The organism is Polaribacter sp. BM10 (assembly GCF_002005425.1).
GTDB classification, from domain to species: domain Bacteria; phylum Bacteroidota; class Bacteroidia; order Flavobacteriales; family Flavobacteriaceae; genus Polaribacter; species Polaribacter marinaquae.
Genome location: NZ_CP019704.1, coordinates 1,177,707 through 1,204,162 on the forward strand (window position 1 = coordinate 1,177,707; position 26,456 = coordinate 1,204,162).

The window sequence follows — 26,456 nt, forward strand, 5'->3', positions numbered from 1 at the left end:
ATGGAATTTAATAAAATTATAGCCGTAACAGGTAAAGCAGGTTTATACCAAGTAGTTTCTCAATCTAAAAATGCAATTATTGTTGCTTCTTTAACAGACAACAAACGTATCGCTATTAATGCGACTCAAAATGTTAGTTTGTTAGAAAACATTGCAATTTATACTTACGAAGAAGACATTCCTTTACTACAGGTTTTTAAGGCGATGTTCGAGAAAACAGAAGGTAAAGAAGCTATTTCTCACAAAGAAAGTGGTAAAAAACTAGAAGCATTTTTTGCTGAAGTTTTACCGGATTATGATGCAGAAAGAGTGTATACTTCTAACATTAAAAAAGTAATTCAATGGTTTAACCTTTTGGTTAAAGCTGGTATGGATTTTTCTAAAATAGAAGAAACTTCTGAAGAAAGCGCAGAATAATTTTTAAATTTATTGTTACTGTTTATTTGTAACTCTAAATTTTTACAAATTAATTTATATGAATTCTAGAAAAGAGCAATTAGCCGCCTTTAATCGTTTGTTAGATATTATGGATGATCTTCGAGAGAAGTGTCCGTGGGATAAAAAACAAACATTAGAAAGTTTAAGGCATCTTACCATAGAAGAAACATATGAATTAGCAGATGCTATTTTAGACAACGATCTACAAGAAATAAAAAAAGAATTAGGCGATTTGCTTTTGCATATCGTCTTTTATGCTAAAATAGGAAGCGAAAAAAATTCTTTTGATATTGCTGATGTAGCCAATACAATTTCTGACAAATTAATAAATAGACATCCTCATATTTACGGCGATGTAAAAGTTGATAATGAAGAAGATGTAAAAAGAAATTGGGAAAAATTAAAGTTAAAAGAAGGTAATACATCTGTTTTAGAAGGTGTTCCTAAAAGTTTACCTGCAGTTGTAAAAGCAAGTAGAATTCAAGAAAAAGTAGCGGGCGTTGGTTTCGATTGGGAACAACCCGAACAAGTTTGGGAAAAAGTACAAGAAGAACTTGAAGAATTAAACGAAGAGATTAAAGCAGGAAACAAAGAAAATACCGAAAAAGAATTTGGTGATGTCTTATTTTCTATGATAAATTACGCTCGTTTTATTGATGTTAACCCTGAAAATGCTTTAGAGAAAACTAATAAAAAATTTATCAATCGTTTTCAGTTTCTAGAAAAAGCCGCCAAAGATGCTGGTAAAGACCTTTCTGAAATGTCTTTAACCGAAATGGATATTTATTGGGAAAAGTCAAAAACATATTTTAAATAAAAAAAAGCTCTCAAAATTTGAGAGCTTTTTTTATTCTATGCTTTGTAATTACTTAGGCATTACAACGCTATCAATAGCATGTATTACTCCGTTAGAAGCTGCAACATCTGCCATTATTACTTTAGACGTGTTTCCTTTTTCATCTTTTAAAATTACACTTTCACCATCTAAAGATGCAACCAACTTACCACCCTGAACAGTAGTTACCTCAAAAGCACCATTATTAGCTTTTATTGCTGCAACAACAGCTGCTGCATCAAATTTACCAGAAACAACATGGTAAGTTAAAATACTAGTTAAAGTTGCCTTATTTTCTGTTTTTAATAAACTTGCTATCGTTCCTTCTGGTAATTTTGCAAAAGCATCGTTTGTAGGTGCAAATACAGTAAAAGGGCCGTCTGAACTTAAAGTACTTACTAAATCTGCTGCTTTTACTGCTGCTACCAAAGTAGAGAAATTTTCATTTCCTACAGCAACTTCAACAATATTTGGTGTTTGCACCTTTTCTTCAACCTTTGCAACAACTTCTTTTTTTACATTATTTACTTCTTCTGTTTTAGCTGATTTACATGATGTAGCAGATAAAAATCCTACAATTGAAAATGCTAATAATAATTTTTTTGTCTTCATAATTTGTGTTTTGGTTTTTAATTGTCATCAAAATTATGAAAACAAAATAGTAAATAGGTTTTAAAATGTTTAATCTTTTGTTAAATTAATTAAACAAAAATAATTTATACATAAAAAAAACATCCAACTCTAAATTTAGAATTGGATGTTTTAGTTGAAATAAAAAATTATTATTTACTTAAATACATTTTTCTTCTTGAATATAAATTATAGAAATCATCATCTTTTAAACTATCTATAAATAGAATACTTTCTCCTGTAGATTTCATTTCTGGACCTAATTTCTTGTTAACATTAGGAAACTTATTGAATGAAAATACAGGTTGTTTAATTGCAAAACCTTCTAACTGAGGGTTAAAATCAAAATCAGTTACTTTATTATGACCAAGCATAACTTTTGTAGCGTAGTTTACATAAGGTTCTTTGTATGCTTTTGCAATAAACGGAACTGTTCTAGATGCTCTAGGGTTCGCTTCGATAATGTAAACAGTATCATCTTTAATTGCAAACTGAATATTTATTAAACCTACGGTTTTTAATTCTCTTGCAATAGTATGTGTATGATCTTTAATTTGTTGCATAACAAATTCACCTAAATTAAAGGCTGGTAAAGTTGCATTAGAATCTCCAGAGTGAATTCCACAAGGTTCAATATGCTCCATAATACCAATTATATAAACGTTACCATCTGCATCGCAAATTGCATCTGCCTCTGCTTCTATTGCACCATCTAAATAATGATCTAATAATAATTTATTATTTGGCATTCTACCTAATAAATCTACTACATGTTTAATTAATTCTTCTTTATTAATTACAATTTTCATCCCTTGACCTCCTAATACATAAGAAGGTCTTACAAGAATAGGAAAATCTAACTGATCTGCTAATTCTAAAGCTTCATCTGCAGTTTCTGCGATACCAAATTCTGGGTAAGGAATGTTATTATCTTTTAACATTGATGAGAATCTACCTCTATCTTCTGCAATGTCTAATGCTTCGAAAGAAGTTCCTATAATTTTTATACCGTAACTAGTTAGCTTTTCTGCTAATTTTAATGCAGTTTGTCCTCCTAATTGTACAATAACACCTTCTGGTTTTTCATGACGAATAATATCATAAATATGTTCCCAAAAAACAGGCTCAAAATATAATTTATCTGCAGTATCAAAATCTGTAGATACTGTTTCTGGATTACAATTGATCATAATCGTTTCGTAACCACATTCTGCAGCAGCTAAAACACCATGAACACAGCAATAATCAAACTCAATACCTTGTCCAATTCTATTTGGTCCAGAACCTAAAACAATAATTTTCTTTTTATCAGAAACAATACTTTCATTAGCTATTGTTATTTCTCCTTCTGCAGTTTCGATTTCATTTTCAAAAGTTGAGTAATAATAAGGAGTTTTTGCTTTAAATTCTGCCGCACAAGTATCTACCAATTTAAATACACGTTGTACTTTCAATTCTTCTCTCTTCGTATAAACTTCACTTTCTAAACATTTTAGCATGTGAGCTATTTGTCTATCACCGTAACCTTTTTGTTTAGCTTCTAACAATAAATCTCTCTCTATAGTGTCTATAGAATAGGTAGAAATTTCTTTTTCTAAGTGAAATAATTCTTCATATTGTTTTAAATACCACATGTCTATTTTTGTGATATCATAAATTTTACTTAGCGGAATTCCCATTGCAATTGCATCATAAATTGCAAATACACGGTCCCAACTTGCATTGGTTAATTTGTCTATAATTTGATTATAATCTGTGTATCCTTTTCCGTCTGCACCTAAACCGTTTCTCTTTATTTCTAAAGATTGAGTTGCTTTGTGTAATGCTTCTTGAAAAGAACGTCCGATTCCCATCACTTCACCTACAGCTTTCATTTGTAAACCTAAAGTTCTATCAGAACCTTCGAATTTATCAAAATTCCAACGAGGTATTTTTACAATTACATAATCTAATGTAGGCTCAAATAAAGCTGATGTAGATTTTGTAATTCCGTTTTCTAATTCATCTAAAGAATAACCGATTGCTAATTTTGTAGCTACTTTTGCAATAGGATAACCAGTTGCCTTAGATGCTAATGCAGAAGATCTAGAAACCCTTGGGTTAATTTCAATGGCAATAATATCTTCTTTTTCATCTGGTGAAACTGCGAATTGTACATTACAACCACCCTCAAAATCTCCAATAGAACGCATCATATGAATTGCCATATCACGCATTTTCTGATATGTTTTGTCAGAAAGTGTCATTGCTGGTGCAACCGTAATAGAATCTCCTGTATGAATTCCCATAGGGTCCATATTTTCTATAGAACATATAATTACAACATTATCATTTTTATCACGTAATAATTCTAATTCATATTCTTTCCATCCCATCATTGCTTTATCAATCATCACCTCATGTATTGGTGATGCTTCTAAACCTCTACTTAATAATTCGTCAAAATCTTCTGGATCATAAACGATAGAAGCTCCTGCCCCACCTAACGTATATGAAGAACGAATTACTAATGGAAAACCAAATTCTTGTGCAATTTCTTTTCCTTTTAAGAAAGAAGTTGCAGTTGCTTGAGGTGCCATTGGCACACCAATTTTTATCATTAACTCTCTAAACTGCTCTCTATCTTCTGTTACATTAATGGCATCAATATCTACACCAATTAATTTTACATCAAAATCTTTCCAAATTCCTTTATCATCTGCCTCAATACATAAATTTAATGCAGTTTGTCCACCCATTGTTGGCAAAACAGCATCAATTTGAGGGTGCTCTTTTAAAATTTGAATAATAGATTTAGTTGTAAGAGGCAACAAGTACACATGATCTGCCATAGAAGGATCTGTCATGATTGTTGCTGGGTTAGAATTAATTAAGATTGTTTCTATACCATCTTCTCTTAAAGATCTTAAAGATTGTGAACCAGAATAATCGAATTCACATGCTTGACCAATTACAATTGGTCCAGATCCAATAATTAAAATAGAATTTAGGTCTTTTCTTTTTGGCATGGTAATAATTTGTTGTGTTGTTGTTTATTTTTGTAAAAATAGTTAATGATTAGATATAAAAAAAGGTGTTACTAAAAAATAGCAACACCTTTAAATCATTAACATTTGTTAATCATTATATTATCTTTTTGGTCTGAATTCTGAAGATACAGAAATTTTCTTTCTTCCTTTAGCTCTTCTTCTAGCTAAAACTTTTCTTCCATTAGCAGAAGCCATTCTTTCTCTGAAACCGTGTTTGTTTCTTCTCTTTCTTTTCGATGGCTGGTAAGTTCTTTTCGGCATTATATGTATTTTTAAATATCTTCTTGATTACTTTACTGTTGCTTAAAGATTTTTACCTCTTTTAAAGCGTGGGCAAATATACAACTGTTTTTATTTTTGACAAACACAAATTGTAAAAAAATTTAAAATATTTTTTCACTGTTCAAAAATATAAAATTTATAAATGTTTTTACCTTTTTTATTTGACAGAATTTTTAGAGTTAGTACTTTTGCCTAAACCTAACAACACCATGAGTAACACTAAATACGTTTTTGTAACAGGAGGCGTAACTTCATCCCTTGGAAAAGGAATTATAGCAGCATCTTTAGCAAAATTATTACAAGAAAGAGGCTTTTCTGTAACCATTCAAAAATTAGATCCATACATTAATATAGATCCAGGAACTCTAAACCCTTATGAACATGGCGAATGCTATGTTACAGATGATGGTGCAGAAACAGACTTAGATCTTGGGCATTACGAACGTTATTTAAACATACCGACTTCTCAAGCTAATAATGTAACTACAGGTAGAATTTATCAATCTGTAATTAATAAAGAACGTAAAGGAGAATTTCTAGGAAAAACGGTACAAGTAATTCCTCATATTACTGATGAAATAAAACGTAGAATTCAGCTTTTAGGTGAAACAGGCGATTATGATATTGTAATTACAGAAATTGGAGGAACTGTTGGTGATATAGAATCTTTACCTTATGTAGAATCTGTGCGCCAAATGTTATGGGAAAAAGGCGAAGAAAATGCCATTGTTATACATTTAACATTAGTGCCTTATTTAGCTGCTGCCGGAGAATTAAAAACAAAACCTACACAACACTCTGTAAAAATGTTAATGCAAAGTGGTGTAAGTCCAGATATTCTAGTTTGTAGAACAGAACATGAAATTTCTGATGACATAAAACGTAAACTTGCTTTATTTTGTAATGTTAAAAAGGAAGATGTTATACAATCTATAGATGCAGAAACAATTTATGATGTACCAAACTTAATGCTAGAACAAGGTTTAGATACGGTAGTTTTAAATAAATTAAAACTTACTTCTAAAAAAGAACCTGCATTAAAAACTTGGAATGAATTTGTGCAGAAGCATAAAAACCCGCAACACGAAGTAGAAATTGCTTTAATTGGTAAATATGTAGAATTACACGATTCTTATAAATCGATTACAGAAGCATTTATTCATGCTGGTTCTTCTAATGAAACAAAAGTAAAAGTTCGTTGGGTACATTCAGAAAGCTTAACTCCTAAAAATGCTGAAAAAAAATTACAAGGTGTTAATGGTATTTTAGTTGCACCAGGTTTTGGTGATCGAGGTATCGAAGGAAAAATTAGAGCTGTAAAATATGCTAGAGAAAATAATATTCCTTTCTTCGGAATTTGTTTAGGAATGCAAATGGCAGTTATCGAATATTCTAGAAATATCTTAGGCTTAGATAATGCAAGTTCTACAGAAATGAACAAAAGCACAAAACATCCAGTTATCAACTTAATGGAAAGCCAGAAAGATGTTACCGAAAAAGGTGGTACAATGCGTTTAGGTACTTGGGATTGCGAACTTAAAAAAGATTCTAAAATATTTAAAGCTTATAAATCAGAATTAATTAGCGAACGCCACAGACACAGATTCGAATTTAATAATGATTATTTAGCACAAATTGAAGCTGCCGGAATGAAAGCAACAGGTATAAACCCAAAAACCGGTTTAGTAGAAGTTGTAGAAATTCCAACCCACGATTGGTTTGTTGGTGTACAATATCATCCAGAATATAAAAGTACCGTTTTAAAGCCGCATCCTTTATTTGTAGATTTTATAAAGGCTTCTTTAAAACAATCTAAAAAATAATAAAATGGTTTTCTAAAAAGTAATTATTACAATTTAGAAAACCATTCACTTATATATAAAATGAAAACCTAATTTTAGGAACACTATTTGAACTATTTAATATAGTAACAATAACAGTAGTAAAATCTATTAAATTATATTCAGTTTTGCTACATTTGTCGGCTTTTACTTTTTTTAAGTAAAGTAGAAATGACAAATTGACATTTAAAATAACATAATGGAACAAAAAAAATTCGACTTAAATTCTTTTATTGGATTAATCTTATTGGGTGGTATCGTTTTCTGGTGGATGAGCACACAAAAACCAGCAATTGAAGAAACTGATAATTCTACACAAACAAGCGTTGTTAATTCAACAGAATCTTCTAACACTAATAACACTTTAGTTAAAGAAACTGCTTATCAAAATGATTCTTTAAAGCAAATAGCTTTAAAAAATGAATTGGGTGCGTTTGCACAAAGCGCAATGAATGCTACTTCTGGAGTTTCTGTATTAGAAAATGAGGTTGTTAAATTAACTATTGATAATAAAGGTGGTCAAATTAAAGAGGCTTTAGTTAAGAATTACAAAACCTACGATTCTTTGCCTTTATATTTAATCAAAGAAAAAAATGCATCATTCAATATTAATTTTGGTACTACAGACAATAGAATTTTAAATACTAAAGATTTATTTTTTGAACCAACTGTTACCAAAAACGGAGAAAATCAAATTGTTTCTATGAAACTAAAAGTTTCTGAAACAAAATTTTTAGAGTATAGATATGAAATGGAACCAGATAATTATATGGTTAATTTTTCTGTTCGATCTCAAGGATTGGGTAATGTTATAAACTCTTCTAATCCAATAAATTTAGATTGGTCTTTAAAAGGATTTAGAAATGAAAAAAGTATCAAGACAGAAAACACAATGTATACCAACTTCTACTACAAGGCAGAAGATGAAGTTGATGACATTAGTGCTGGTAAATCAGAAATTTTAAACGATGTAGATTGGGTTGCTTATAAACAACACTTTTTTACTTCTAACTTATTATCAGAAAAACCATTTAATAACGCTACAATTACTTCTACTGATTTAGTTTTAAATGAAGAAATTGATACTGTATTTACTAAAAAATTCGAATTAAAAACACCTTTAGAATTATCTAACGGAGAACTAAATTATAATATGAAATGGTTCTACGGACCAAGTGATTATAATCTTTTAAGTAGCGATAAGTATGCTGATACAGATTTAGATCAAATTTCTGATTTAGGATGGGGAATCTTCGGTTTTTTAAACAGAACAATATTTTATCCTGTATTTAATTTCTTAAAAGGATTTTTATCTAACTACGGATTAATTATTATTTTAATGACTATTGTTGTTAGAATTATAATGTCTCCTCTGGTTTACAAATCTTATTTATCAAGTGCAAAAATGAAGGTAATTAGACCAGAATTAACTGCACTAAACGAAAAATATCCTGGTAAAGAAAACGCAATGAAGCGTCAACAAGAAACCATGGCAATTCAAAGAAAGGCCGGAGTAAGCATGATGTCTGGTTGTATACCTGCACTTTTACAAATGCCAGTATTTTTCGCTTTATTTAAATTTTTCCCAACAAACTTATCTTTAAGACAAGAAAGCTTTTTATGGGCAAACGATTTATCTTCTTATGATACTGTTTTCAAATTACCTTTTAGTATTCCTTTTTACGGCGATCACGTAAGTTTATTTCCAATATTGGCATCTGTTGCAATTTTCTTTTACATGAAAATGAATCAAAGTCAGCAAGCAAATATGCAAGCACCTACTCAAGAAGGAATGCCAGATATGAGTAAGATGATGAAGTATATGATTTACTTCTCTCCTATTATGATGCTATTTTTCTTTAATAATTATGCAAGTAGTTTAAGTTTGTATTACTTTATATCAAACCTTTTAACAATTGCAATCATGTTAGTAATTAAAAACTTTGTAATTGACGAAGAAAAAATTCATGCTAAAATAGAAGAAAATAAAAAGCGTCCAGAAAAGAAAAAAAGCAAGTTTAGACAAAGAATAGACGAAGCTATGAAACAGGCGCAAGAGCAGCAATCACAACAAAAAAGAAAATAAATTCTTTATAAATTTAAAAACCGAAACATCAAAGTTTCGGTTTTTTTTTACATCAAATAGGTATCTAAAAAAAAAACAATATATTTGTAAACTATTAAAGTGCATAAAACCACTTTCTTAACTCCTAAAACAATACTTTATGACCCCTAAATCTAAAAGTAATTGGCTATCTATGCCATTTATATTATTGCTATTTATTTCATTATATGGTAATGCACAGACTTGTACAAATTATACAGAAAACCCAGGAACATCTATTTCTAACGTTGGAAATATTGTTTACACCACTACTATAAATGTTTCTGATAATTTTTCTATTTCGGATATTAATGTCACTTTAGACATTAATCACACTTGGAATTCAGATTTGAATATCTTTTTAATATCACCAGCAAACACAAGAGTAGAATTAAGTACTGGAAATGGTGGAAATGGCAATAATTACTCGAATGTAACTTTCGATGATACATCTGCTAACACATTACCAACTGGTAATTCAGAAATTTCAGGCACTTATGCTCCAGAAGGCCTTTTATCCGATTTTAATGGGGAAAACGCAAATGGAGATTGGGTTTTAGAAGTTACAGATACAGCTGATGGAGATGGAGGAACAATAAACTACATAACTTTAAATATATGTGATTCAAATTACTCTGAAAACTTTGAAAGTGGTAATACTTGGTCTACAAATGGAACTAACGCAAATACAGGAACTTTTGTAAATATAAATCCAGAAGGTACAGCATATCAATTAGAAGATGATCATACACCTTCAGGAACAAATGCACTAATTACAGGCTCAAACCCTGGTAATTCTTTAGGTGTAGACGATGTAGATGGTGGTACCGTTTTCGCAACCTCACCTACTTACAATGTACCAGTAGATTCAGAACTATCAATATGGTACTTTTTTGGTCAAAGAGATGCAAATGATGACACTGGAGATTTTTTTAGATTAGAAATTTCTTATAATAACGGAACTAATTTTTCTGATTTAGTATTTATTGGCGATGTAAATACAGTACCTGTTTGGACAGAAGCAACTGCAACTATTCCCGCTGGATCAAACGTTATAATTAGAGTAAGTGCCGCAGATGGACCATCTGATGGAGATTTAATAGAAGCAGGTATAGACGACTTAACAATTACCGAAAGTACTTCAGTTACACCAAGAATACCTATTACAATTACAGCAGATGCCAGTTCTAAAGAATTTGGTGATGCAGATCCTGCATTTACTTATCAAATAACTTCAGGAACCTTAGAAAGTGGTGATACCTTAGTTGGTTCTTTAGATAGAGATGCTGGTGAGGCTGTTGGTAATTACAATATCAATCAGGGAAGTGTCTTAAATGTTAATAATCCTAAATATGATATTACATTTATTTCTGCTATATTTTCTATTGGTTCAAAGGATACAGATGGAGATGGTTATGCAGATGACATCGATGTAGATTTAGATAACGATGGGATATTAAATGTAGATGAAAGCTGTATAATTGCTGGTGCTGCAGAACCAGAATCTGATAGAATAAAATACTCAGACGAAGGTTATGACATCTATGTTATTGGTGGTAATGCAAACAATGGTAACGGATATAAAGAATCTGGTTTTGAAAAAGGAGCCTATGCAAAAGGTTTAAACCTAACCGTTTTAAATAATGCAAATGACTTTGTATTCTCTGTTGTAGGTGGTCAAGATAATGCAGCTTCTAGTGCTGCTACATTTGCAAATGGGTCTTTATCATATACTACAAACGCAAATACAACAGGTCGTAGAAATGAATTTAGAGAAACTACCGGACCTTCATTTATATCAGGAACTTCTGGAGATGCACTTTATATTAAACCTTCAATTAATTTAACTGTTGGTGAAGTATATTCAATAGATATCGACTTTAATACAGCTGTACATGCATTTAGTTTCGATTTAGTAGATATTTTAGATACAACACAAGATCCAGTAGATCTTTTAGTTCGATATGAAGTTTTTGCTGACTCAAAACTAATCGCTTATTTCGAGAGTGGTTTTATTGGTGATGATGCAATTGCAACTGTTAATATTTTTGACGGAAATAATATTAGTAGAGGAACCATGGTTGTTGGTCAAAATATAGAATCTACCATTGGTTTTATATCATCTACAAAAGTTAGCGAAGTTTCTATTGTACATAAAGTTTTAAACGGAACTGTTTCTGGGTCTTTTGTTGATTTACATGGTATGGATAACTTTGTTTATAGTACAGAGGATATTAGCTGTCTATCTGATGGTTTAGATGTTGATGGAGATGGCATACCAAATGAAAGAGATATAGATTCTGATAACGATGGAATACCAGACAACATCGAAGCTCAAACTACTTTAGACTATATAGCACCTAATTATGTTTATACTGTTAATGGTTTAGATACAGCTTACGGAACAGGATTAATACCTGTAAATACAGACGGAATTGACAATGCCGACTTTACAGATTTAGATTCTGATAACGACTCACTTTTTGATACATTTGAAGTTGGTTATACTATCGATACAGATAATAACGGAGTTACAAATGGCACTGTTGGAGAAAACGGATTGGATAACTCTTTGTATCCTGCAGATGACTATTTAGATGTAAATGCAAGTATTGATGATCCAAATACACTACCAGATATTGATAACGATGCAACTACTATTGGAGATGTAGATTATAGAGATACACATCTTTCGGGTACCCCTATGATTACTCAATTTTATTTAGAAGGTACTAGTAGAGTTATAGAAATCACAAACATACATCCTACAAATAGTATTTTAGCAAACACTATCGAATTGTCTTTATTTGAAAACAAAACAGGCCCACAAACTTCTGTTGTACCTAATAGTCTATTTACAGTTCCAACAGCACTTGCCCCAGGAGAGTCAATTATAATTAACAATACAGCTTCAAGTTACACCGGTATTACTAATGATGGAATTACTTCTATCATTGGTGAGAACGATATTTTAGTTTTATCTCATCCAAAAAGTATAGCTACAGGTTTAAATGATTGGAAAAACAGGTACGAAAGCGCAATTAATCTTGAAAATGATAAAATCTATGTAAGAAGTGATGAAGTTCTATCTACAAATAAAGATTTTACAAATACAGAATGGGTTGTTTATGTAAATGAAGATTTAGATCCTTATAGAGAAAAAGGTTTAGGTGGTCCAGAAAGACATCCTCATGATCCTTTAATATCTGAAATTGCGTCTGCAAATACAGAATCTAACTTAAGATTAGGTGTACACAGAGTCAATCCTACAATTTTAACAGGTGGTACTTGGTCTAACGGTTATCCTGATAGAACTAGAAGAGTTGTTATAAATCAAGATTATACTCATACAGGAATTTTAAAAGCAAGACAATTAACCGTTAATTCTGGTAATAAATTGTCTATTGATAATAACCTATTAGTTGTATCTGAAGATATAACATTAGGTAATGCAAATAGTGAAATTAGATTGATTGGAAATTCTCAATTAATACAAACTCATGAAACTACCTCTAAAGTAAATGGTGCCGGAAAATTATTAATCGATCAAAACTCGCCTACGCCAAGTAAATTTAGATACAATTATATGAGTTCTCCGGTTGGAGGAACATCTTTTACCATTGCTGATGTTTTAAAAGACGGAACATCTGCCACTTCTGCTACATCTAATATTGTAGATATAAACTTTGTAAGTGGTTATGATGGTGAAGTTTCTAGTCCTATTAAAATTTCAGAATATTGGATTTATACTTATGCGAGTGCAGATGGGAAAAGGTCTAGTTGGAGTCAGAAAAAAAGTACAGGATCTATACCTGTTACAGATGGATTTACTTTAAAAGGACCTGGTACACAACAAAATTATACATTTACCGGTACACCAAACGATGGTAATTTAAATACTTCTGTTGGCGGAAATCAATCTTATTTAGTTGGTAACCCTTATCCTTCTGCAATAAGTTCATCAAAATTTTTAGAAGATAACGAAGATTCAACAACAAGTACCTTGTATTTTTGGCAACACGCTGGTGAAGAAGATGCATCAACTACACAAGCCGGCCATTCTTTTAATGGTTATATTGGTGGTTATGCAACAAAGAATTTGGCGATGGGACTAGCTGCAAATGCACCTTCAATTTCAGGTCCTTTTGATTTTAATATGGAGGCTATTGATGCTACAACTACAGGAACTGCAACAAACGATGGAGGAAATAATGTAGTTTTATTAAATGCTTTAAATGAATATGTAGAATTTAATAGGTTATCAAGAGCTGTTGATGGTTTAACAATTAATTATAAATCTAATACACCTGCTTTAATAAGAGTTAAGATTAACGAAACAAACACTGCAGAATACACATTACCTGCTTCTACTGTTTATACCGATTTTACAATTACAGATTGTATTCAGGTGAATAGCGATTTTACAATAGAATCTTTAGGGGTTTTTGATTTATTTATTGATAGTATTAATTTAAAAGACGATGACGGAGAAATTACTTGCCAACCAACCGCTGGTTTAAATGCTAATTCTGCATATAGCGAACCTTTAGAATATATTGCTGTAGGACAAGGTTTCTTTGTAAGTGGAGACCAAGACGGAGGACCAATTGTGTTTAACAACAGCCAAAGAGAAAATATTGTTGAAGGAGCGCAGTCTACATTTTTTAAATCTAACATTAAACATAAAAAGAAAGTAACTGCTACTAGAAAGCAATTACCTATCCTAAAATTAGGAATGAATTACACAGGACAAACTGGTACTGAATTGCACAGACAAATTGGTATATCTTTTAAATACAATAACTCTTTTAAATATGATAAAGGTTATGATAGTTTTACGTTTGATGTAAATAATACAGATTTCTATTGGAAATTCTCTGATAATAATGAGAAATATGCAATTACAGGAATTCAGAATATTACTGAAGATCTAGAAGTACCTTTAGAAATAATAATGGGTCAAGATGATGAAATTAGTCTTGAAATAGATGAAATCAACTTTGATAATTCTGACTTATACATTTTAGATAAATTAGAAAACAAAACATACAATTTAAAAGAAGGTAAAGTAAAGTTTAATTTACCTAAAGGAGAATATACTGATAGATTTTTCTTAGCTTTTAAAGAAAGTGTGGTACTTAGTACAGAAGACAATATTCTGACAAATGACTTTAATATATTTTATAACAAAACAGATAAAAACATTAATATCGAATTGTTAAACGGCTTAGAAATGAGTAAAGTTAATTTATACTCTATACTAGGTCAAGAAATAAATACTTGGAGTTTAAACAACGAAAACAAGAAAACCTTAGATGTAAAAAATCTGTCTAAAGCAATTTACATTATAAAGATTAAAACGAATAGAGGTGATGTTTCCAAAAAAATACTAATCAACTAGTGTTTTTTTATTAAAAAGAGAATCTTAAAGATTCTCTTTTTTTTTTACTTTATAAAGTTTTTAATTTTAGTAATTGCAAAATCTAATTCTTCAATTGTATTATTTCTAGAGAATGAAAATCGGACAGAAGTTTTATCTTCTTCACCATCAAATAAAATTTCAGAAAGTACGTGCGAACCTTTATTACTTCCACTCTGGCAAGCACTTCCACCAGAAACAGCAATTCCTAATAAGTCTAAACTAAATAAAAGCATATCATTTTTAACAGGAAAACGAACACTTAAAATAGTAGCACTACTACTATCTAAATTACTTGAATTACCATTAAACTTTATTTCTTTAGATATTTTTTTTAATTCAGAAATAAAATAAACCTTTAGAGTTTCGATGTAATTTTTATTATTTTCAATTGTTGCGTACGAAATATTTAATGCTTTTTCCATTCCCAAAATAGCATGTACATTTTCTGTACTAGATCTAGCTCCTTTTTCTTGTTCTCCGCCATGAAGCATTGGCGTTATACCAAATCCTTTTCTAAAAAAAGCAAAACCTACACCTTTTGGTCCATGAAATTTATGAGCACTTCCTACAAGAAAATCAATATTAATATCAGATAAATCAAGTTTATAATTACCAATCGCTTGCACAGTATCCGAATGAAAAAGTGAATTATGACTTTTACATAAATCAGCAACCTTTTTTATGGGTAATACGTTTCCTATTTCATTGTTAATCATCATTAAACTAACTAATGTTTTTTCTTCTGATGATTTTAAAAGCGTTTCTAAATGCTCTAAATCGATATCTCCATTATCTTTAACAAGAACAAACTCTAATGTAATATCATATTTTTTACTTAGAAATTTACATGTATTTAAGACAGCGTGATGCTCTATTTTAGACGTTATAATTCTAGTAACATCTAGATTTAAAACAGCATTATTTAATATTAAATTATCTGCTTCTGTACCACTTGACGTAAAAATTATTTCTGCAGCAGACACATGAAATTGTTTCGCAATATTTTTTCTAGCAGTTTCTACACTCGATTTTGCTTTTCTACCAAATTGATGAATTGAAGACGGATTACCAAAATTTGTTGCCATAGAATTTTGCATAACTTCTATAACTTCTGGATGCATTTGCGTGGTAGCTGCATTGTCTAAATAAATAGTATTCATACTAATTTTTTTTATTAGATTGAGTTTTGAAAAATATAAACCTCTGTGGCACCTAAACCATATTGTTTATATGAAGCATCGTAATATTTAACTGGGTATTTACTTAAAAGTGAATGCAGTTCAGATTTTAAAACCCCTTCACCTACTCCGTGTATAAAAACAATTTTAGAAATTCTTTTATGAATTGCAAATTCTAATTTTCTTTTTGCAGTATCTAACTGCAAATTTAACATATCGTAGTTATCTAAACCTTTTACAGACTTAGTTAGCTTATTAATATGCAAATCTATTTCCATTAAAAATTCTTGCTTTTGTTTCTTAAAAAAACTGTTTTTCTTCTTAACCTCTGTAGTTTTTTCTTTTAAAAAGTTATTATTTATATCAGAAAATTTAGACAACTCATGTTGCTCTACTTCAATCTTTACCAATTCTTTTTCATCAAATTTAAAAAGCATGCCATCTAAAGTTTCTATAGAAATTAAGTTGTTATTAATTGCAACCACTTTTCCTTTTAAAACATCGTCTAAAACTGCAACAGTATTACCAATTTCTAAACCCTTTCTTAACATTATTTTAATTAATTTAAAGATATAAGCTACTAACTTTACTACAAAAATAAGCATATGTCTAAAACTTTTGCCGTTTCTACAGAAAACTTCTTTAAACTCTCTTCAAAAAAAATTATACTTCAAGATGAGAGAAAAGAAATACTTACTAAGATTTCTGAAAAAATTGCAAAGTTTTATATTGATAATGGCGCAGCAAACATAAATTTTATTTGCACACATAATTCTAGAAGAAGTCAAATAGCACAAATTTGGTCTTATTTTGCTGCTAATTACTTTACATTAAATATCAATGCTTTTTCTGGTGGAACAGAAGTTACATCTTTTAACAGAAACTCTGTAAAAACGTTACAATCTGCTGGTTTCGATTTTAATGTAAAAGATTTCTCTCATCAAAATCCGAAATATTTAATCTCTTTTCTAGGTTGTAAAAAATCAATATTAGGGTTTTCTAAACGTTACGATCACGAAATTAATAAAGAACCCTATTTTGTGATAACAACTTGTAATGATGCTGATAAAAATTGTCCGTTTATACCAACTGCAGTAGAAAAGTTTCATTTACCTTTTGTAGATCCAAAATTTTCTGACGGAACTTCTGAGCAAATAAAAACATATTTAGAAACTAATGAAGAAATTGCTGCAGAAGTATATTATTTATTTAATGCTATTAAAAATTTTAGTCTTTAAATTTCTAAATCTTTATCATAAGGAATACTATTAAGAACGTGATTTATAACATTAATTCTCGCTTCTGTTTTTCTATTTGCCCTAATAACTTTCCAAGGAGAAATTGCTGTATTGGTTCTTTGAAACATCGCCTTTTTATAAACGGTATATTGATCCCATAGTAATTGGGCTTTCTCGTCTAACTTGGTCATTTTCCATTGTTTTAATGGATTGCTTTTAATGTCTGCAAATCGTTTAGCTTGTTCTTTTTTAGAAATAGACATATAAATTTTAACCAAATGAATTCCAGATTCTAAAATCATTTTTTCAAAATCGTTTACCTGATTCATAAAAATCTCGTACTCTTCTGCTGTACAGAATCCGTTTACAGGTTCTACAACAGCCCTATTGTACCAACTTCTATCAAAAAAAACAATTTCACCAGCTTTAGGTAATTGTTCTACATAACGCTGAAAATACCATTGTGTTTTTTCATCTTCTGTTGGTTTAGGTAAAGCCACAATTCGCATGTGTCTAGGGTTTATTCGTTCTGTTAATCTTCGAATAGCCCCTCCTTTTCCGGCAGCATCTCTTCCTTGAAAAACAATAATAATACGTTCGTTATTATTAATTGCCCACGTTTGTAAACGAATTAATTCTACCTGTAATTTTTTTAACTTTTTCTGATAATCTACATAACGTAAACTCTTCTCTGTACTTAACGGATCTTTAGATAAAAGAGCTAGAAAACCTTTTTTAGTTGTTAACTTATTTAATTGCTTTTGTGTAAGTTTTTTATCCATAGTCTTAATCTATATTGGTATTAGACCTGTAATAACGCATTACAACATTTGGGTCTGGAGTTAGAGATATTTTTGAAGTTTTTCCTTCATAGTCGAACTGAGAAATAACGTGTCTTATGGCTTCTAACCTTGCCACTTGCTTGTCGTTGGTTTTAATCATCATCCAAGGGCTATATGCTGTATGCGTTTTAGAAAACATTTCCGACTTATAATGCGTGTATTTATCCCACAAAGCTTGTCCTTGTTTATCTACCGGACTAAATTTCCATCTTTTTAAAGGATTTTCTTTACGTTCTTCAAACCTTTTAAGTTGTTCATCTTTAGTTATAGACAACCAAAATTTTATAATTATTACGCCATCTTCATACATCATATGTTCAAACTCTGGCACCTGAACCAAAAACTCTTTGTATTGTTTGTCTGTACAAAAACCCATTACAGGCTCTACAACAGCTCTGTTATACCAGCTTCTATCAAAAAAAACGATTTCACCAGGGTTGGGTAATTCTTTAATATATCTTTGAAAATACCATTGTCCTTTTTCTATTTCTGTTGGTTTATTTAAAGCTACTAACCTACTCGATCTCGGATTTAAATGTTCCATAAATCGTCTAATATTACCTCCTTTTCCTGCAGCATCTCTACCTTCAAAAATAATAGCAACACGTTTATTCTCCTTAGAAATCCAACGTTGTAATTTTACCAATTCTATTTGTAAAAGACGTAGTTCTTCTGTATAAACATGAGTTTTAAGTACTTTTTTGTATAAACTACTTTTTTCTTTAATAAGTTCTAAAAGGTCTTCGTTACTTTTTAGGTTTTCAAAGTCTTCTGAAGTAAAATTTTTGCTTGTACTCATATATAATTTTTCGAAGATTAAAAATATTACTTTTTTTTCTAAATAAAGTTAAATAAATATGAATTTAAACAAGTTGTTCTATATTTGTTTTCTATGAAAAAGAAAGTACTTTTTTTATTCTTATTTTCCTCTATTATTTGCTTTTCTCAAGAGAAATATTCTAAGGAAATTAGTTTTATTACAGATAACGATTTATATACATCTACTTATGATGATAGATATTATACCAACGGTATGTTTTTATCTTTTAAATATCTTTCTAAAAAAACCAATACTTCTTTAGATAAAAAAATTATTGAATGGCAAATTGGTCACGAAATGTATACACCTGCCAAAGCAAACACAAAAAACATCGACGAGCATGATAGACCATTTGCTGGTTATTTATTTGGTGCATTTAGTATCAATAGAATTTATAAAAACAAACAAAACTTTAAAACTACCTTTCAATTAGGTATTATTGGTCCTGATGCATATGCTATGGAAATGCAAAATTTTATTCATAACATGTATGGTTTTGAAGAGAGCCAAGGTTGGAAATATCAGATTAAAAGTGCACTAGGTTTAAATTTTAATACTGATTATAATAGGTTTATTAGTAAAGATGAAAGCAATCATCTAGATTTAACTTGGGTAAATTCTGCAAAATTAGGTACAGTTTATACAAATATTTCTACAGGATTATATACTAGAATAGGTTTTAAACCCTTGCAAGATTTTGCAAATTCTATAGCTTTTAACACAAACTTAAATAATAAAAACTCTTCTTTCTACAGAGAATCAGAAGCTTTTATTTTTATAAAACCAACGATAAGATATGCTTTTTATGACGCAACTCTAGAAGGTAGTTTTTTAAATAACGGTAGCGAGATTACAAACGAACTTGTTCCTGTTGTTTTTAGAATTGAAGCTGGTTTTAAATTTACTGCGAACAGATTTAATTTTGGTTATACGTTTAATTATAATACAAATAAATCTAAAGGATTAAAATTTGATAATGGCCACAAATACGGTTCAATCAACATTAATTACCTTATTAAATAAATTATTCAATAAAAAATTCGTCTTTAAAACCGATAAGATATAATTTTTCTTGTGCTCTGGTAATTGCCGTGTAAAGCCATCTAAAATATTCTTTAGAAACTCCATCTGGCAAATATGGTTGTTCTATAAAAACAGTTTTCCATTGACCTCCTTGAGATTTATGGCATGTCATCGCATAAGAAAATTTAACTTGTAGCGCATTAAAATACTTATTCTTTTTTACAGACATAAATTGTTTGTATTTCGATTTTTCATGAGCATAATCTTCTAAAACTGCTTGATACAATTTATTAGATTCATCATAAGTTAAAGACGGACTTTCACTTACAAGTGTATCCAACAACAACACCGTTTCAAAAGGATGCATATCCGGATAATCAATCATTCTAATTTCTACTTCTGCAAACTTAAATCCGTATAATTCTTTAATAGAAAAGATTTTTAAAACTTCGCAAATATCTCCGTTTGCAATAAAACCTGCTTTAGAAGAATCTGGCAACCAATAATAATTATTCTTAACAATCATGATATAATCTCCTGCAGAAATTTCGTTTTCTTGACCTCTAATATTATATCTAATTTGCTGATTGTATTGGTTTGCTCTTTTGTTAGAACGTACAATAAACGCAGTATCTTCAACTCCGCTACTTTCATAAGAAGTTACAATGGCATCTTCAATATCATAACCATCTTCTAACCTTTTAATATCTACAAAATCTAAATCAAATTGAAAATTATCACCTTCGTTTCTTAACAACAATCTTAAAGAAGTTGCATTTGCTAAAATTCCAGAATTTTCGTGTTGACGCATAACCTCGTCTAATTCTATTTCTGTTACTTGCTTGTCAAAATCGTATGTTAAAGTATCTTGTTCTAAAGCAGGTGAAACATCTAATTTAACCGGAGGTAATTGTGCGGTATCACCAATAAAAATCAGTTTACAATTATCACCAGAATACACATAAGATATTAAATCGTCTAAAAGTGAACTTGTATCAAATAATTTCTGATTCTGTCTGCTATCTGGTATCATCGAAGCTTCATCAACAATAAAAATAGTATGTTTATGTTTATTAGGTTGCAAAACAAAGGCTACAGAGCCATTTGATTGTTTTTTAGGAAAATATATTTTCTTATGAATTGTAAAAGCTGGTTTCTTAGAATAAAGAGAAATAACTTTTGCTGCCCTACCAGTTGGTGCAAGTAAAACCGCTTTTTTGCCTGCAGCCCATAAAGAATTTACAAAAGTACCAATTGTAGTGGTTTTACCTGTTCCTGCATATCCTTTAAGTAAAAAAAGAGCATTTTTATCTTTATTAAAAATAAAATTGCTTAATAAATTTAAAAGTTCTTTTTGTTTTATTGTTGGCTGATGTGGGAATTTCTTTAACAATTCTCTGTTAAAATCTGCAGGTAATTCTATCATATATTAATTAAAATAACAAAGATACGTCGATTTATAAATAAAAATTTTTATCATTGAAAAAAAATTGTAGATTTGCGATAGGACTATTAAAAAAAAACATTAAAAATGGGATTATTAGGAATGATTTTAGCTGCGGTTTTAGCTGCAGTAATTATAGCTATTGTTATAGTTAAATATTTACCTCTAAAGTTAAGATGGATTCCATCTATTTTACTTTTATTCTTAGCAGTATACTTAGGCTTTAAAATATACAATGGTATTATGGAGCCAATTAACTTTAACAAAGATAAGATTACAAGATATGCTAAAGTTGTAGATAATCTTAAAATGATAAGAGATGCAGAAGTAAAATATTACGAAGCAAACGGTAATTATACAAAAGATAAAAACGCTTTAATTAAATTTATAGATACTGCTAAATTAGCGTTAACAAATACAAAAACAATTGTAGAAACTGTTAACAAAGGTGGTGGTATTACAGATGAAGTAGAAAGAAGAGTTACAGATACAATTGGTTACGAACCAGTATTAAAATACTTTAAAGACAGAGATTATAAAACAATGTTTAGTGTACCTGGTTTAAAAGGAACTGAGTTTGAATTAGAAGTAGGAACTGTAGAAAAAGTACAAGGTTTAGTTGTACCAACTTTTATGGCAAAAACTCCTAAAAAAGCTTTATTAGAAGGTATGAACGAATCTTTAGTTAAGCAAGAATTAGAAGTAATTGCTGCTGATCAAATTAAAGGAGAATATGTTTCTGTTGGTTCTTTAGACGAAGTAACTACAGCTGGTAACTGGCCTCCATCATATGACAAAAAAGGTGATAAAAAAGAATAGTAGTATTTCTTTGAAAACATTAAAAGATAATAGATTATCCATCCAATTTAATTTGGATGGATTTTCTTTTTGTATCTATAATAATAGCTTAAATAAAGAAGTATATTTTTGTGAATACGAGTTTGAAACAACTTTAAATACACCAGAAAACTTACTTATTAAAATTGAAGAAATATTTAAAAAAGACACAAAACTTCAAAATGATTTCACTTCTGTAACAGTTATTCATCAAAATAATTTAGCAGCTTTAGTGCCAAATCAATTCTTTGATGAAAATGAACTAGCTACTTATTTAAATTACAATATAAAAACGTTAGCTACAGATTTTATTAGTTTTGATAGTATCGATGTACTTAAAACCAAAAACGTTTACGTTCCTTATGTGAACATCAATAACTATTTATTTCAAAATTTTGGCGAATTCGAATACAAACATTACAGTACTGTTTTAATTGAAAAGTTATTAAAAGCAAATAAATCTAATAATAAAACAATGTATGTAAATGTTGGCAAAACAACTTTAGACATTGTGGTTATCGAGAATAAGCAATTGCTACTTTTTAATACATTTTCTTACAATTCTAAAGAAGATTTTATCTATTACATCTTATTTGTTGCAGAACAATTAAATTTAGACACTTTAGAGTTTCCGTTGTATTTTACAGGTAATATAACCTTAAATACTGCTATTTATAAATTAACCTACAAATACATTAAAAACATTTACTTTTTAGAAAGTGAAAAAGCTATTTTTAATGAATTAAAAATTCCGAAACACTCAAATTATATACTTTTAGGCTCATGAGAATTATTTCTGGTAAATTAAAGTCAAGACGCTTATCAGCGCCAAAAAACCTACCTGTTAGACCTACTACAGATATGGCTAAAGAATCTTTATTTAACATCTTAAACAACACCTATTATTTTGATGCTATTTCTGTTATAGATTTGTTTGCCGGTACAGGAAATATTAGTTACGAATTTGCTTCTAGAGGTACTAAAACCATTTATGCAATAGATGCACACTTTGGTTGTATAAAGTTTATAAATTCTACTGCTAAAGCCTTAGATTTAGATATTAACACCTACAAAAGTGACGTTTATAAATTCTTAGAAAAAACAAATTTAACTTCTGATATAGTTTTTGCTGATCCACCTTACGATTTTGAAGAAGATCAATTCTTAAAAATTGTAGATTTAGTTTTTGAAAGAGGTATTTTAAATGAAGACGGAGTTTTAATTGTAGAACATTCTAAGCATACAGATTTATCAAAACACGCAAAACATAGTTACGATAAAAGATATGGCGGTAACGTTTTTAGTTTTTTTGAAAATCCGGCTAAAGAAGATGAAGAAGAATAATATTACAACAAAGAGTTTATAATATCTGCTATAGAAACACCTTCTGATTCTGCTTTATAATTCTTAACAATTCTGTGCGATAAAATAGGAATTGCAACAGCTTTTACATCTTCAATGTCTGGTGAATATTTACCATTAACTGCAGCATGAGCTTTAGCAGCTAAAATTAAGTTCTGTGAAGCTCTTGGTCCTGCACCCCAATCTAAGTAGCTTTTTACCATTTCTGTAGCAGCCGAAGCTTTTGGTCTTGTTTTACCAACCAAACCAACAGCATATTCTATAACATTGTCTGCAACAGGAATTTTTCTAATTAATTTCTGAATTTCAACAATTTCATCACCAGTAAAAATAGCGTTGATAGTTTCTTTTAAGTTACTTGTTGTACTTTTTACTACTTGTACCTCTTCTTCAAAACTTGGATATTCTAAATTAATAGAAAACATAAACCTGTCTAATTGCGCTTCTGGTAAAGGATAAGTTCCTTCTTGTTCTATTGGGTTTTGTGTTGCCAAAACAAAAAACGGTAAATCTAATTTATAATGCGTACCAGAAATAGTTACAGAACGTTCTTGCATTGCTTCTAACAAAGCAGCTTGTGTTTTTGGCGGAGTTCTATTTATCTCATCTGCTAAAATAATATTAGAGAAAATAGGCCCCTTAATAAATTTAAATTGCCTGTTTTCATCAAGAATTTCACTTCCTAAAATATCCGAAGGCATTAAATCTGGCGTAAACTGTATTCTTTTAAAATTTAAGCCTAAAGCATCTGAAACTGTATTGACTAATAATGTTTTTGCTAAACCGGGCACACCTATTAATAAAGAATGACCTCCACAAAAAACTGACAATAGTGTAAAATCTACTGCTTCTTTTTGACCTATAATTACTTTACCAATTTCTTTTTTTAAAGTTTCAAACTTTTGTACTAGGTTATTTACCGCTTTAACGTCTGACATTATTTACCTGTTTCTTTTTTCCAATTTTTATTAAAAGTACAACTCTTATAATCTGATGATAATTTAATATAAGTGTCTTTAATCTTATCATTAGACCACTTCTCTATTACTTCTTCTTTCTTTTTCTTTAAAGCAAGTGCCTGTATTTTAACATAATCATCTACAAGATCTGCTGTGTGTGTATCTGTTCTATCTTTCATTAAGATAAACTTATACATCTTCTCTCCTCCTCTAGCTTCATCATAAAAAACGTCTGTAAATTCGCCTTTATTTAAATCGTTAACTCTTGCGTACATTGCAGGATCCATTCTTGTTAAATCGAATTTAGTTTCGCCTGTATAACCGTTAATAATTACCCCTCCGTTGTTTTTAGAATCTTTATCATCAGAAAACTTTTTTACAGCTTCTTCAAAAGTTAATTTACCTGCTTTAATATCATTTTTAATTTCTTCTACTTTTAATCTAGTTTCTGTTAACCTAGATTCTGGTATTTCTGGTTGTAATAAAATATGAGATACAACTCTTGTATTACCTTTAATTTCATGAACTTGAATAATATGATATCCAAAAAGTGTTTTGAATGGCTCTGAAATTTCATTTTTTTCTAATGAAAAAGAAACTTCTTTAAACTCTTTAATTAAGTTAGCTTCTTTGGTAACCTGTATTCTTCCTCCGTCTTGCGTAACACCAGGATCTTTAGAATTAATAATTGCTTTCATTCTAAAACTAGCACCGTTTAAAATGTCTGTTCTAATTTCGTTTAATTGAGCAATTACTTTGTTATTTTCTTCTTCTGTAGGTTCTGCATTTAAAACTATTTGAGCCAATTCTATCTCTGCAGTAAATTCTGGTAAGTCTCCTTTTTCTTTTAAACCGTTAAAGTACAAACGTACCTCTTCTGGCGTAACATCTACTTTTTCTGTAATTTTTTGTTGTTCTCTTTCTATTAGCGCATTTTCTTTCTGAACATTAAACAATTCACTTTTTAAATCGTCTAAATCATTAAACCCATAAGCAGCAATTGCTTTGTCTATAGAACCATATTGTTGTGCAAAAAACTGTATACTTCTGTCTACTTTAGAGTTAACCTCTGCATCTGTAACAGTAATACTATCTATAACTGCATGATGAGAAAGTAGTTTTTGTTCCATTAACTCTTCTAACATTTCACAATCAGAAATTTTAATTTTCCCTTCACTTTTAAATTCTACTTCTTGCTTAAATTTTGCAATATCAGAATCTAAAACAATATTTTTACCAATTACTACTGCTACACCGTCTATTTTAACTTTTTGTGCATTTAATTGTAATGATGTTACTGCAAATAATACAGCTGTAATAAAGATTTTAGTATATTTTGAAATTATTATTTTTTGTGGCATCTTTTACTATTAGTTTTTCAATCTCTCTTATTAACTCGATTTTACGCTTGTGTAAAATCATTTCTTTTATCGTTGGCTTAATATAGCTTAATGGCGCTATATCATTTCTATTTAATACGTCTTTTATAGCCACCAAATATAAACCTAATGAATCTTGTTTCTGAATGAATTTTGATTTTTTTAACAGATTTTCTTTAGAAAATGGTAGTTTTAACAAAATCTTATCCAATTCTGTCCAAACAGAGTCGTTTAGTTGATACATTTTAAAGCTTAATTGCTGTCTTTCTAACTCTTCTGCATCTTCAATATCATCAGATTTAAATAATTCTATAATCTCTTTTTGATCTTTTAAATTATTGTCAAAATTTAAATATTTAGATTTTACTAAAACCTCATTCAATTTAAAGTTTTCATTATTGGCTAAATAATATTCTTCTATCTCTTGTTCGGTTACTAAAGTATCTAACTTTTGTTTAATTAAATCTTCTTTGTAATTATTAATTAATAAACTTTCTTTATAATCTTGAACCAACTTATTAATATTATCTAAAGATTCTGATGAATTATTGGTTTCTGCAGCTTTTAAAAATAACTTTTTTACAGCCCAGTCTTGTATTAAACTTTTAACTAAAATTAAACTGTCTTCTTTAGTTATATTTCTAGGTAAAAGATCTTTTAAATCTTCTTTAAATAATTTTTCTGTATTTACAATGGCAACAATTTCAGAAGAGTGTTCTTCTTTTTCTTGCATTTCGAAATACTGACAAGAGGTAAATAAAAAAGCGCAAAAAATAACAAATACAATTCTCAT

The 26,456-nt window shown here is 29.6% G+C and carries 21 protein-coding genes; 10 read left to right on the forward strand and 11 right to left on the reverse strand.

Translation table 11 applies throughout. The features are described 5' to 3' along the window. Entirely contained in the window at positions 1–417 is a 417-nt protein-coding gene (locus BXQ17_RS05255) for a DUF5606 domain-containing protein (RefSeq protein ID WP_077809643.1), read from the forward strand. Positions 418–475: 58 nt separating this feature from the next. Further along, the gene (gene mazG, locus BXQ17_RS05260) at positions 476–1,255 is read left to right on the forward strand and encodes a nucleoside triphosphate pyrophosphohydrolase (RefSeq protein ID WP_077809644.1); all 780 of its coding nucleotides are present in this window, start codon (positions 476–478) and stop codon (positions 1,253–1,255) included. 48 nt (positions 1,256–1,303) lie between these two features. Here the strand turns inward: mazG and BXQ17_RS05265 are convergent, their stop codons facing one another. The 3 genes from BXQ17_RS05265 to rpmH form a co-directional block, all read right to left on the reverse strand. Beyond that, positions 1,304–1,885 carry a fasciclin domain-containing protein gene (locus BXQ17_RS05265; protein WP_077809645.1) on the reverse strand — a complete coding sequence of 194 codons (582 nt, stop codon included), beginning with the start codon at positions 1,883–1,885 and terminating at the stop codon, positions 1,304–1,306. Between the two features lie 170 nt (positions 1,886–2,055). After that, entirely contained in the window at positions 2,056–4,911 is a 2,856-nt protein-coding gene (carB, locus tag BXQ17_RS05270) for a carbamoyl-phosphate synthase large subunit (RefSeq protein WP_077809646.1), read from the reverse strand. Between the two features lie 120 nt (positions 4,912–5,031). Next, the gene (rpmH, locus tag BXQ17_RS05275) at positions 5,032–5,193 is read right to left on the reverse strand and encodes a 50S ribosomal protein L34 (RefSeq protein ID WP_077809647.1); all 162 of its coding nucleotides are present in this window, start codon (positions 5,191–5,193) and stop codon (positions 5,032–5,034) included. 230 nt (positions 5,194–5,423) lie between these two features. Here rpmH and BXQ17_RS05280 point away from each other — a divergent pair, with 230 nt between their 5' ends. The 3 genes from BXQ17_RS05280 to BXQ17_RS05290 all read left to right on the forward strand — a co-directional run bounded on the left by BXQ17_RS05280 (position 5,424) and on the right by BXQ17_RS05290 (position 14,560). After that, entirely contained in the window at positions 5,424–7,037 is a 1,614-nt protein-coding gene (locus BXQ17_RS05280) for a CTP synthase (protein WP_077811354.1), read from the forward strand. Between the two features lie 217 nt (positions 7,038–7,254). After that, on the forward strand, positions 7,255–9,141 hold the full coding sequence (gene yidC / locus BXQ17_RS05285) for a membrane protein insertase YidC (RefSeq protein WP_077809648.1): 1,887 nt from the start codon (positions 7,255–7,257) through the stop codon (positions 9,139–9,141). Positions 9,142–9,280: 139 nt separating this feature from the next. Continuing rightward, the gene (locus tag BXQ17_RS05290; RefSeq protein WP_077809649.1) at positions 9,281–14,560 is read left to right on the forward strand and encodes an MBG domain-containing protein; all 5,280 of its coding nucleotides are present in this window, start codon (positions 9,281–9,283) and stop codon (positions 14,558–14,560) included. 44 nt (positions 14,561–14,604) lie between these two features. Here BXQ17_RS05290 and BXQ17_RS05295 read toward each other — a convergent pair whose 3' ends face one another. After that, on the reverse strand, positions 14,605–15,741 hold the full coding sequence (locus tag BXQ17_RS05295) for a cysteine desulfurase family protein (RefSeq protein WP_077809650.1): 1,137 nt from the start codon (positions 15,739–15,741) through the stop codon (positions 14,605–14,607). Positions 15,742–15,755: 14 nt separating this feature from the next. Next, positions 15,756–16,310 carry a Smr/MutS family protein gene (locus tag BXQ17_RS05300; RefSeq protein WP_077811355.1) on the reverse strand — a complete coding sequence of 185 codons (555 nt, stop codon included), beginning with the start codon at positions 16,308–16,310 and terminating at the stop codon, positions 15,756–15,758. A 54-nt stretch (positions 16,311–16,364) separates the two neighbouring features. Here BXQ17_RS05300 and BXQ17_RS05305 point away from each other — a divergent pair, with 54 nt between their 5' ends. After that, complete coding sequence (locus BXQ17_RS05305; protein ID WP_077809651.1) at positions 16,365–16,997, forward strand: hypothetical protein; 633 nt, start codon at positions 16,365–16,367, stop codon at positions 16,995–16,997. On the opposite strand, the gene ppk2 (BXQ17_RS05310) is transcribed toward BXQ17_RS05305, so the two are convergent. Continuing rightward, on the reverse strand, positions 16,994–17,779 hold the full coding sequence (gene ppk2 / locus BXQ17_RS05310; RefSeq protein WP_077809652.1) for a polyphosphate kinase 2: 786 nt from the start codon (positions 17,777–17,779) through the stop codon (positions 16,994–16,996). The two genes, BXQ17_RS05305 and ppk2 (BXQ17_RS05310), sit on opposite strands and share 4 nt — an antisense overlap. A 4-nt stretch (positions 17,780–17,783) precedes the next feature. Next, the gene (ppk2, locus tag BXQ17_RS05315; protein ID WP_077809653.1) at positions 17,784–18,638 is read right to left on the reverse strand and encodes a polyphosphate kinase 2; all 855 of its coding nucleotides are present in this window, start codon (positions 18,636–18,638) and stop codon (positions 17,784–17,786) included. A 93-nt stretch (positions 18,639–18,731) separates the two neighbouring features. Here ppk2 (BXQ17_RS05315) and BXQ17_RS05320 point away from each other — a divergent pair, with 93 nt between their 5' ends. Beyond that, positions 18,732–19,682, forward strand: a complete 951-nt coding sequence (locus BXQ17_RS05320; RefSeq protein WP_077809654.1) for a lipid A deacylase LpxR family protein — start codon at positions 18,732–18,734, stop codon at positions 19,680–19,682. 1 nt (position 19,683) lies between these two features. Here BXQ17_RS05320 and BXQ17_RS05325 read toward each other — a convergent pair whose 3' ends face one another. After that, positions 19,684–21,108, reverse strand: a complete 1,425-nt coding sequence (locus BXQ17_RS05325) for an ATP-dependent RecD-like DNA helicase (RefSeq protein ID WP_077809655.1) — start codon at positions 21,106–21,108, stop codon at positions 19,684–19,686. A 105-nt stretch (positions 21,109–21,213) separates the two neighbouring features. Between BXQ17_RS05325 and BXQ17_RS05330 the strand changes: the two genes are divergently transcribed. Genes BXQ17_RS05330 through BXQ17_RS05340 form a run of 3 tightly spaced genes read left to right on the forward strand, consistent with a single transcriptional unit; the run spans position 21,214 to position 23,307 of the window. Beyond that, positions 21,214–21,945: a hypothetical protein gene (locus BXQ17_RS05330; RefSeq protein ID WP_077809656.1), complete on the forward strand. Its 732-nt coding sequence runs from the start codon at positions 21,214–21,216 to the stop codon at positions 21,943–21,945. A 10-nt stretch (positions 21,946–21,955) separates the two neighbouring features. Next, entirely contained in the window at positions 21,956–22,750 is a 795-nt protein-coding gene (locus tag BXQ17_RS05335; protein WP_254712410.1) for a DUF3822 family protein, read from the forward strand. Continuing rightward, positions 22,747–23,307 (forward strand): RsmD family RNA methyltransferase, encoded by a 561-nt coding sequence (locus BXQ17_RS05340; protein ID WP_077809657.1) that lies wholly within the window; start codon positions 22,747–22,749, stop codon positions 23,305–23,307. The genes BXQ17_RS05335 and BXQ17_RS05340 overlap by 4 nt, the downstream gene beginning before the upstream one ends. A 2-nt stretch (positions 23,308–23,309) precedes the next feature. Here the strand turns inward: BXQ17_RS05340 and BXQ17_RS05345 are convergent, their stop codons facing one another. Genes BXQ17_RS05345 through BXQ17_RS05355 form a run of 3 tightly spaced genes read right to left on the reverse strand, consistent with a single transcriptional unit; the run spans position 23,310 to position 26,456 of the window. Beyond that, on the reverse strand, positions 23,310–24,263 hold the full coding sequence (locus BXQ17_RS05345) for a MoxR family ATPase (RefSeq protein ID WP_077809658.1): 954 nt from the start codon (positions 24,261–24,263) through the stop codon (positions 23,310–23,312). Continuing rightward, a complete protein-coding gene (locus BXQ17_RS05350) occupies positions 24,263–25,645 on the reverse strand; it encodes a peptidylprolyl isomerase (protein WP_077809659.1) in 1,383 nt (460 codons plus the stop codon). Before BXQ17_RS05350 ends, BXQ17_RS05345 begins: the two co-directional genes overlap by 1 nt. Beyond that, entirely contained in the window at positions 25,611–26,456 is an 846-nt protein-coding gene (locus BXQ17_RS05355) for a hypothetical protein (protein ID WP_077809660.1), read from the reverse strand. The genes BXQ17_RS05350 and BXQ17_RS05355 overlap by 35 nt, the downstream gene beginning before the upstream one ends.

What these genes read in the sequence shown, in the direction of transcription:
- BXQ17_RS05255 (WP_077809643.1), top strand. Translation starts at nt 1, where the DNA reads ATGGAATTTAATAAAATTATAGCCGTAACAGGTAAAGCAGGTTTATAC.
- mazG (WP_077809644.1), top strand. Translation starts at nt 476, where the DNA reads ATGAATTCTAGAAAAGAGCAATTAGCCGCCTTTAATCGTTTGTTAGAT.
- BXQ17_RS05265 (WP_077809645.1), bottom strand. Translation starts at nt 1,885, where the DNA reads ATGAAGACAAAAAAATTATTATTAGCATTTTCAATTGTAGGATTTTTA.
- carB (WP_077809646.1), bottom strand. Translation starts at nt 4,911, where the DNA reads ATGCCAAAAAGAAAAGACCTAAATTCTATTTTAATTATTGGATCTGGA.
- rpmH (WP_077809647.1), bottom strand. Translation starts at nt 5,193, where the DNA reads ATGCCGAAAAGAACTTACCAGCCATCGAAAAGAAAGAGAAGAAACAAA.
- BXQ17_RS05280 (WP_077811354.1), top strand. Translation starts at nt 5,424, where the DNA reads ATGAGTAACACTAAATACGTTTTTGTAACAGGAGGCGTAACTTCATCC.
- yidC (WP_077809648.1), top strand. Translation starts at nt 7,255, where the DNA reads ATGGAACAAAAAAAATTCGACTTAAATTCTTTTATTGGATTAATCTTA.
- BXQ17_RS05290 (WP_077809649.1), top strand. Translation starts at nt 9,281, where the DNA reads ATGACCCCTAAATCTAAAAGTAATTGGCTATCTATGCCATTTATATTA.
- BXQ17_RS05295 (WP_077809650.1), bottom strand. Translation starts at nt 15,741, where the DNA reads ATGAATACTATTTATTTAGACAATGCAGCTACCACGCAAATGCATCCA.
- BXQ17_RS05300 (WP_077811355.1), bottom strand. Translation starts at nt 16,310, where the DNA reads ATGTTAAGAAAGGGTTTAGAAATTGGTAATACTGTTGCAGTTTTAGAC.
- BXQ17_RS05305 (WP_077809651.1), top strand. Translation starts at nt 16,365, where the DNA reads ATGTCTAAAACTTTTGCCGTTTCTACAGAAAACTTCTTTAAACTCTCT.
- ppk2 (WP_077809652.1), bottom strand. Translation starts at nt 17,779, where the DNA reads ATGGATAAAAAACTTACACAAAAGCAATTAAATAAGTTAACAACTAAA.
- ppk2 (WP_077809653.1), bottom strand. Translation starts at nt 18,638, where the DNA reads ATGAGTACAAGCAAAAATTTTACTTCAGAAGACTTTGAAAACCTAAAA.
- BXQ17_RS05320 (WP_077809654.1), top strand. Translation starts at nt 18,732, where the DNA reads ATGAAAAAGAAAGTACTTTTTTTATTCTTATTTTCCTCTATTATTTGC.
- BXQ17_RS05325 (WP_077809655.1), bottom strand. Translation starts at nt 21,108, where the DNA reads ATGATAGAATTACCTGCAGATTTTAACAGAGAATTGTTAAAGAAATTC.
- BXQ17_RS05330 (WP_077809656.1), top strand. Translation starts at nt 21,214, where the DNA reads ATGGGATTATTAGGAATGATTTTAGCTGCGGTTTTAGCTGCAGTAATT.
- BXQ17_RS05340 (WP_077809657.1), top strand. Translation starts at nt 22,747, where the DNA reads ATGAGAATTATTTCTGGTAAATTAAAGTCAAGACGCTTATCAGCGCCA.
- BXQ17_RS05345 (WP_077809658.1), bottom strand. Translation starts at nt 24,263, where the DNA reads ATGTCAGACGTTAAAGCGGTAAATAACCTAGTACAAAAGTTTGAAACT.
- BXQ17_RS05350 (WP_077809659.1), bottom strand. Translation starts at nt 25,645, where the DNA reads ATGCCACAAAAAATAATAATTTCAAAATATACTAAAATCTTTATTACA.
- BXQ17_RS05355 (WP_077809660.1), bottom strand. Translation starts at nt 26,456, where the DNA reads ATGAGAATTGTATTTGTTATTTTTTGCGCTTTTTTATTTACCTCTTGT.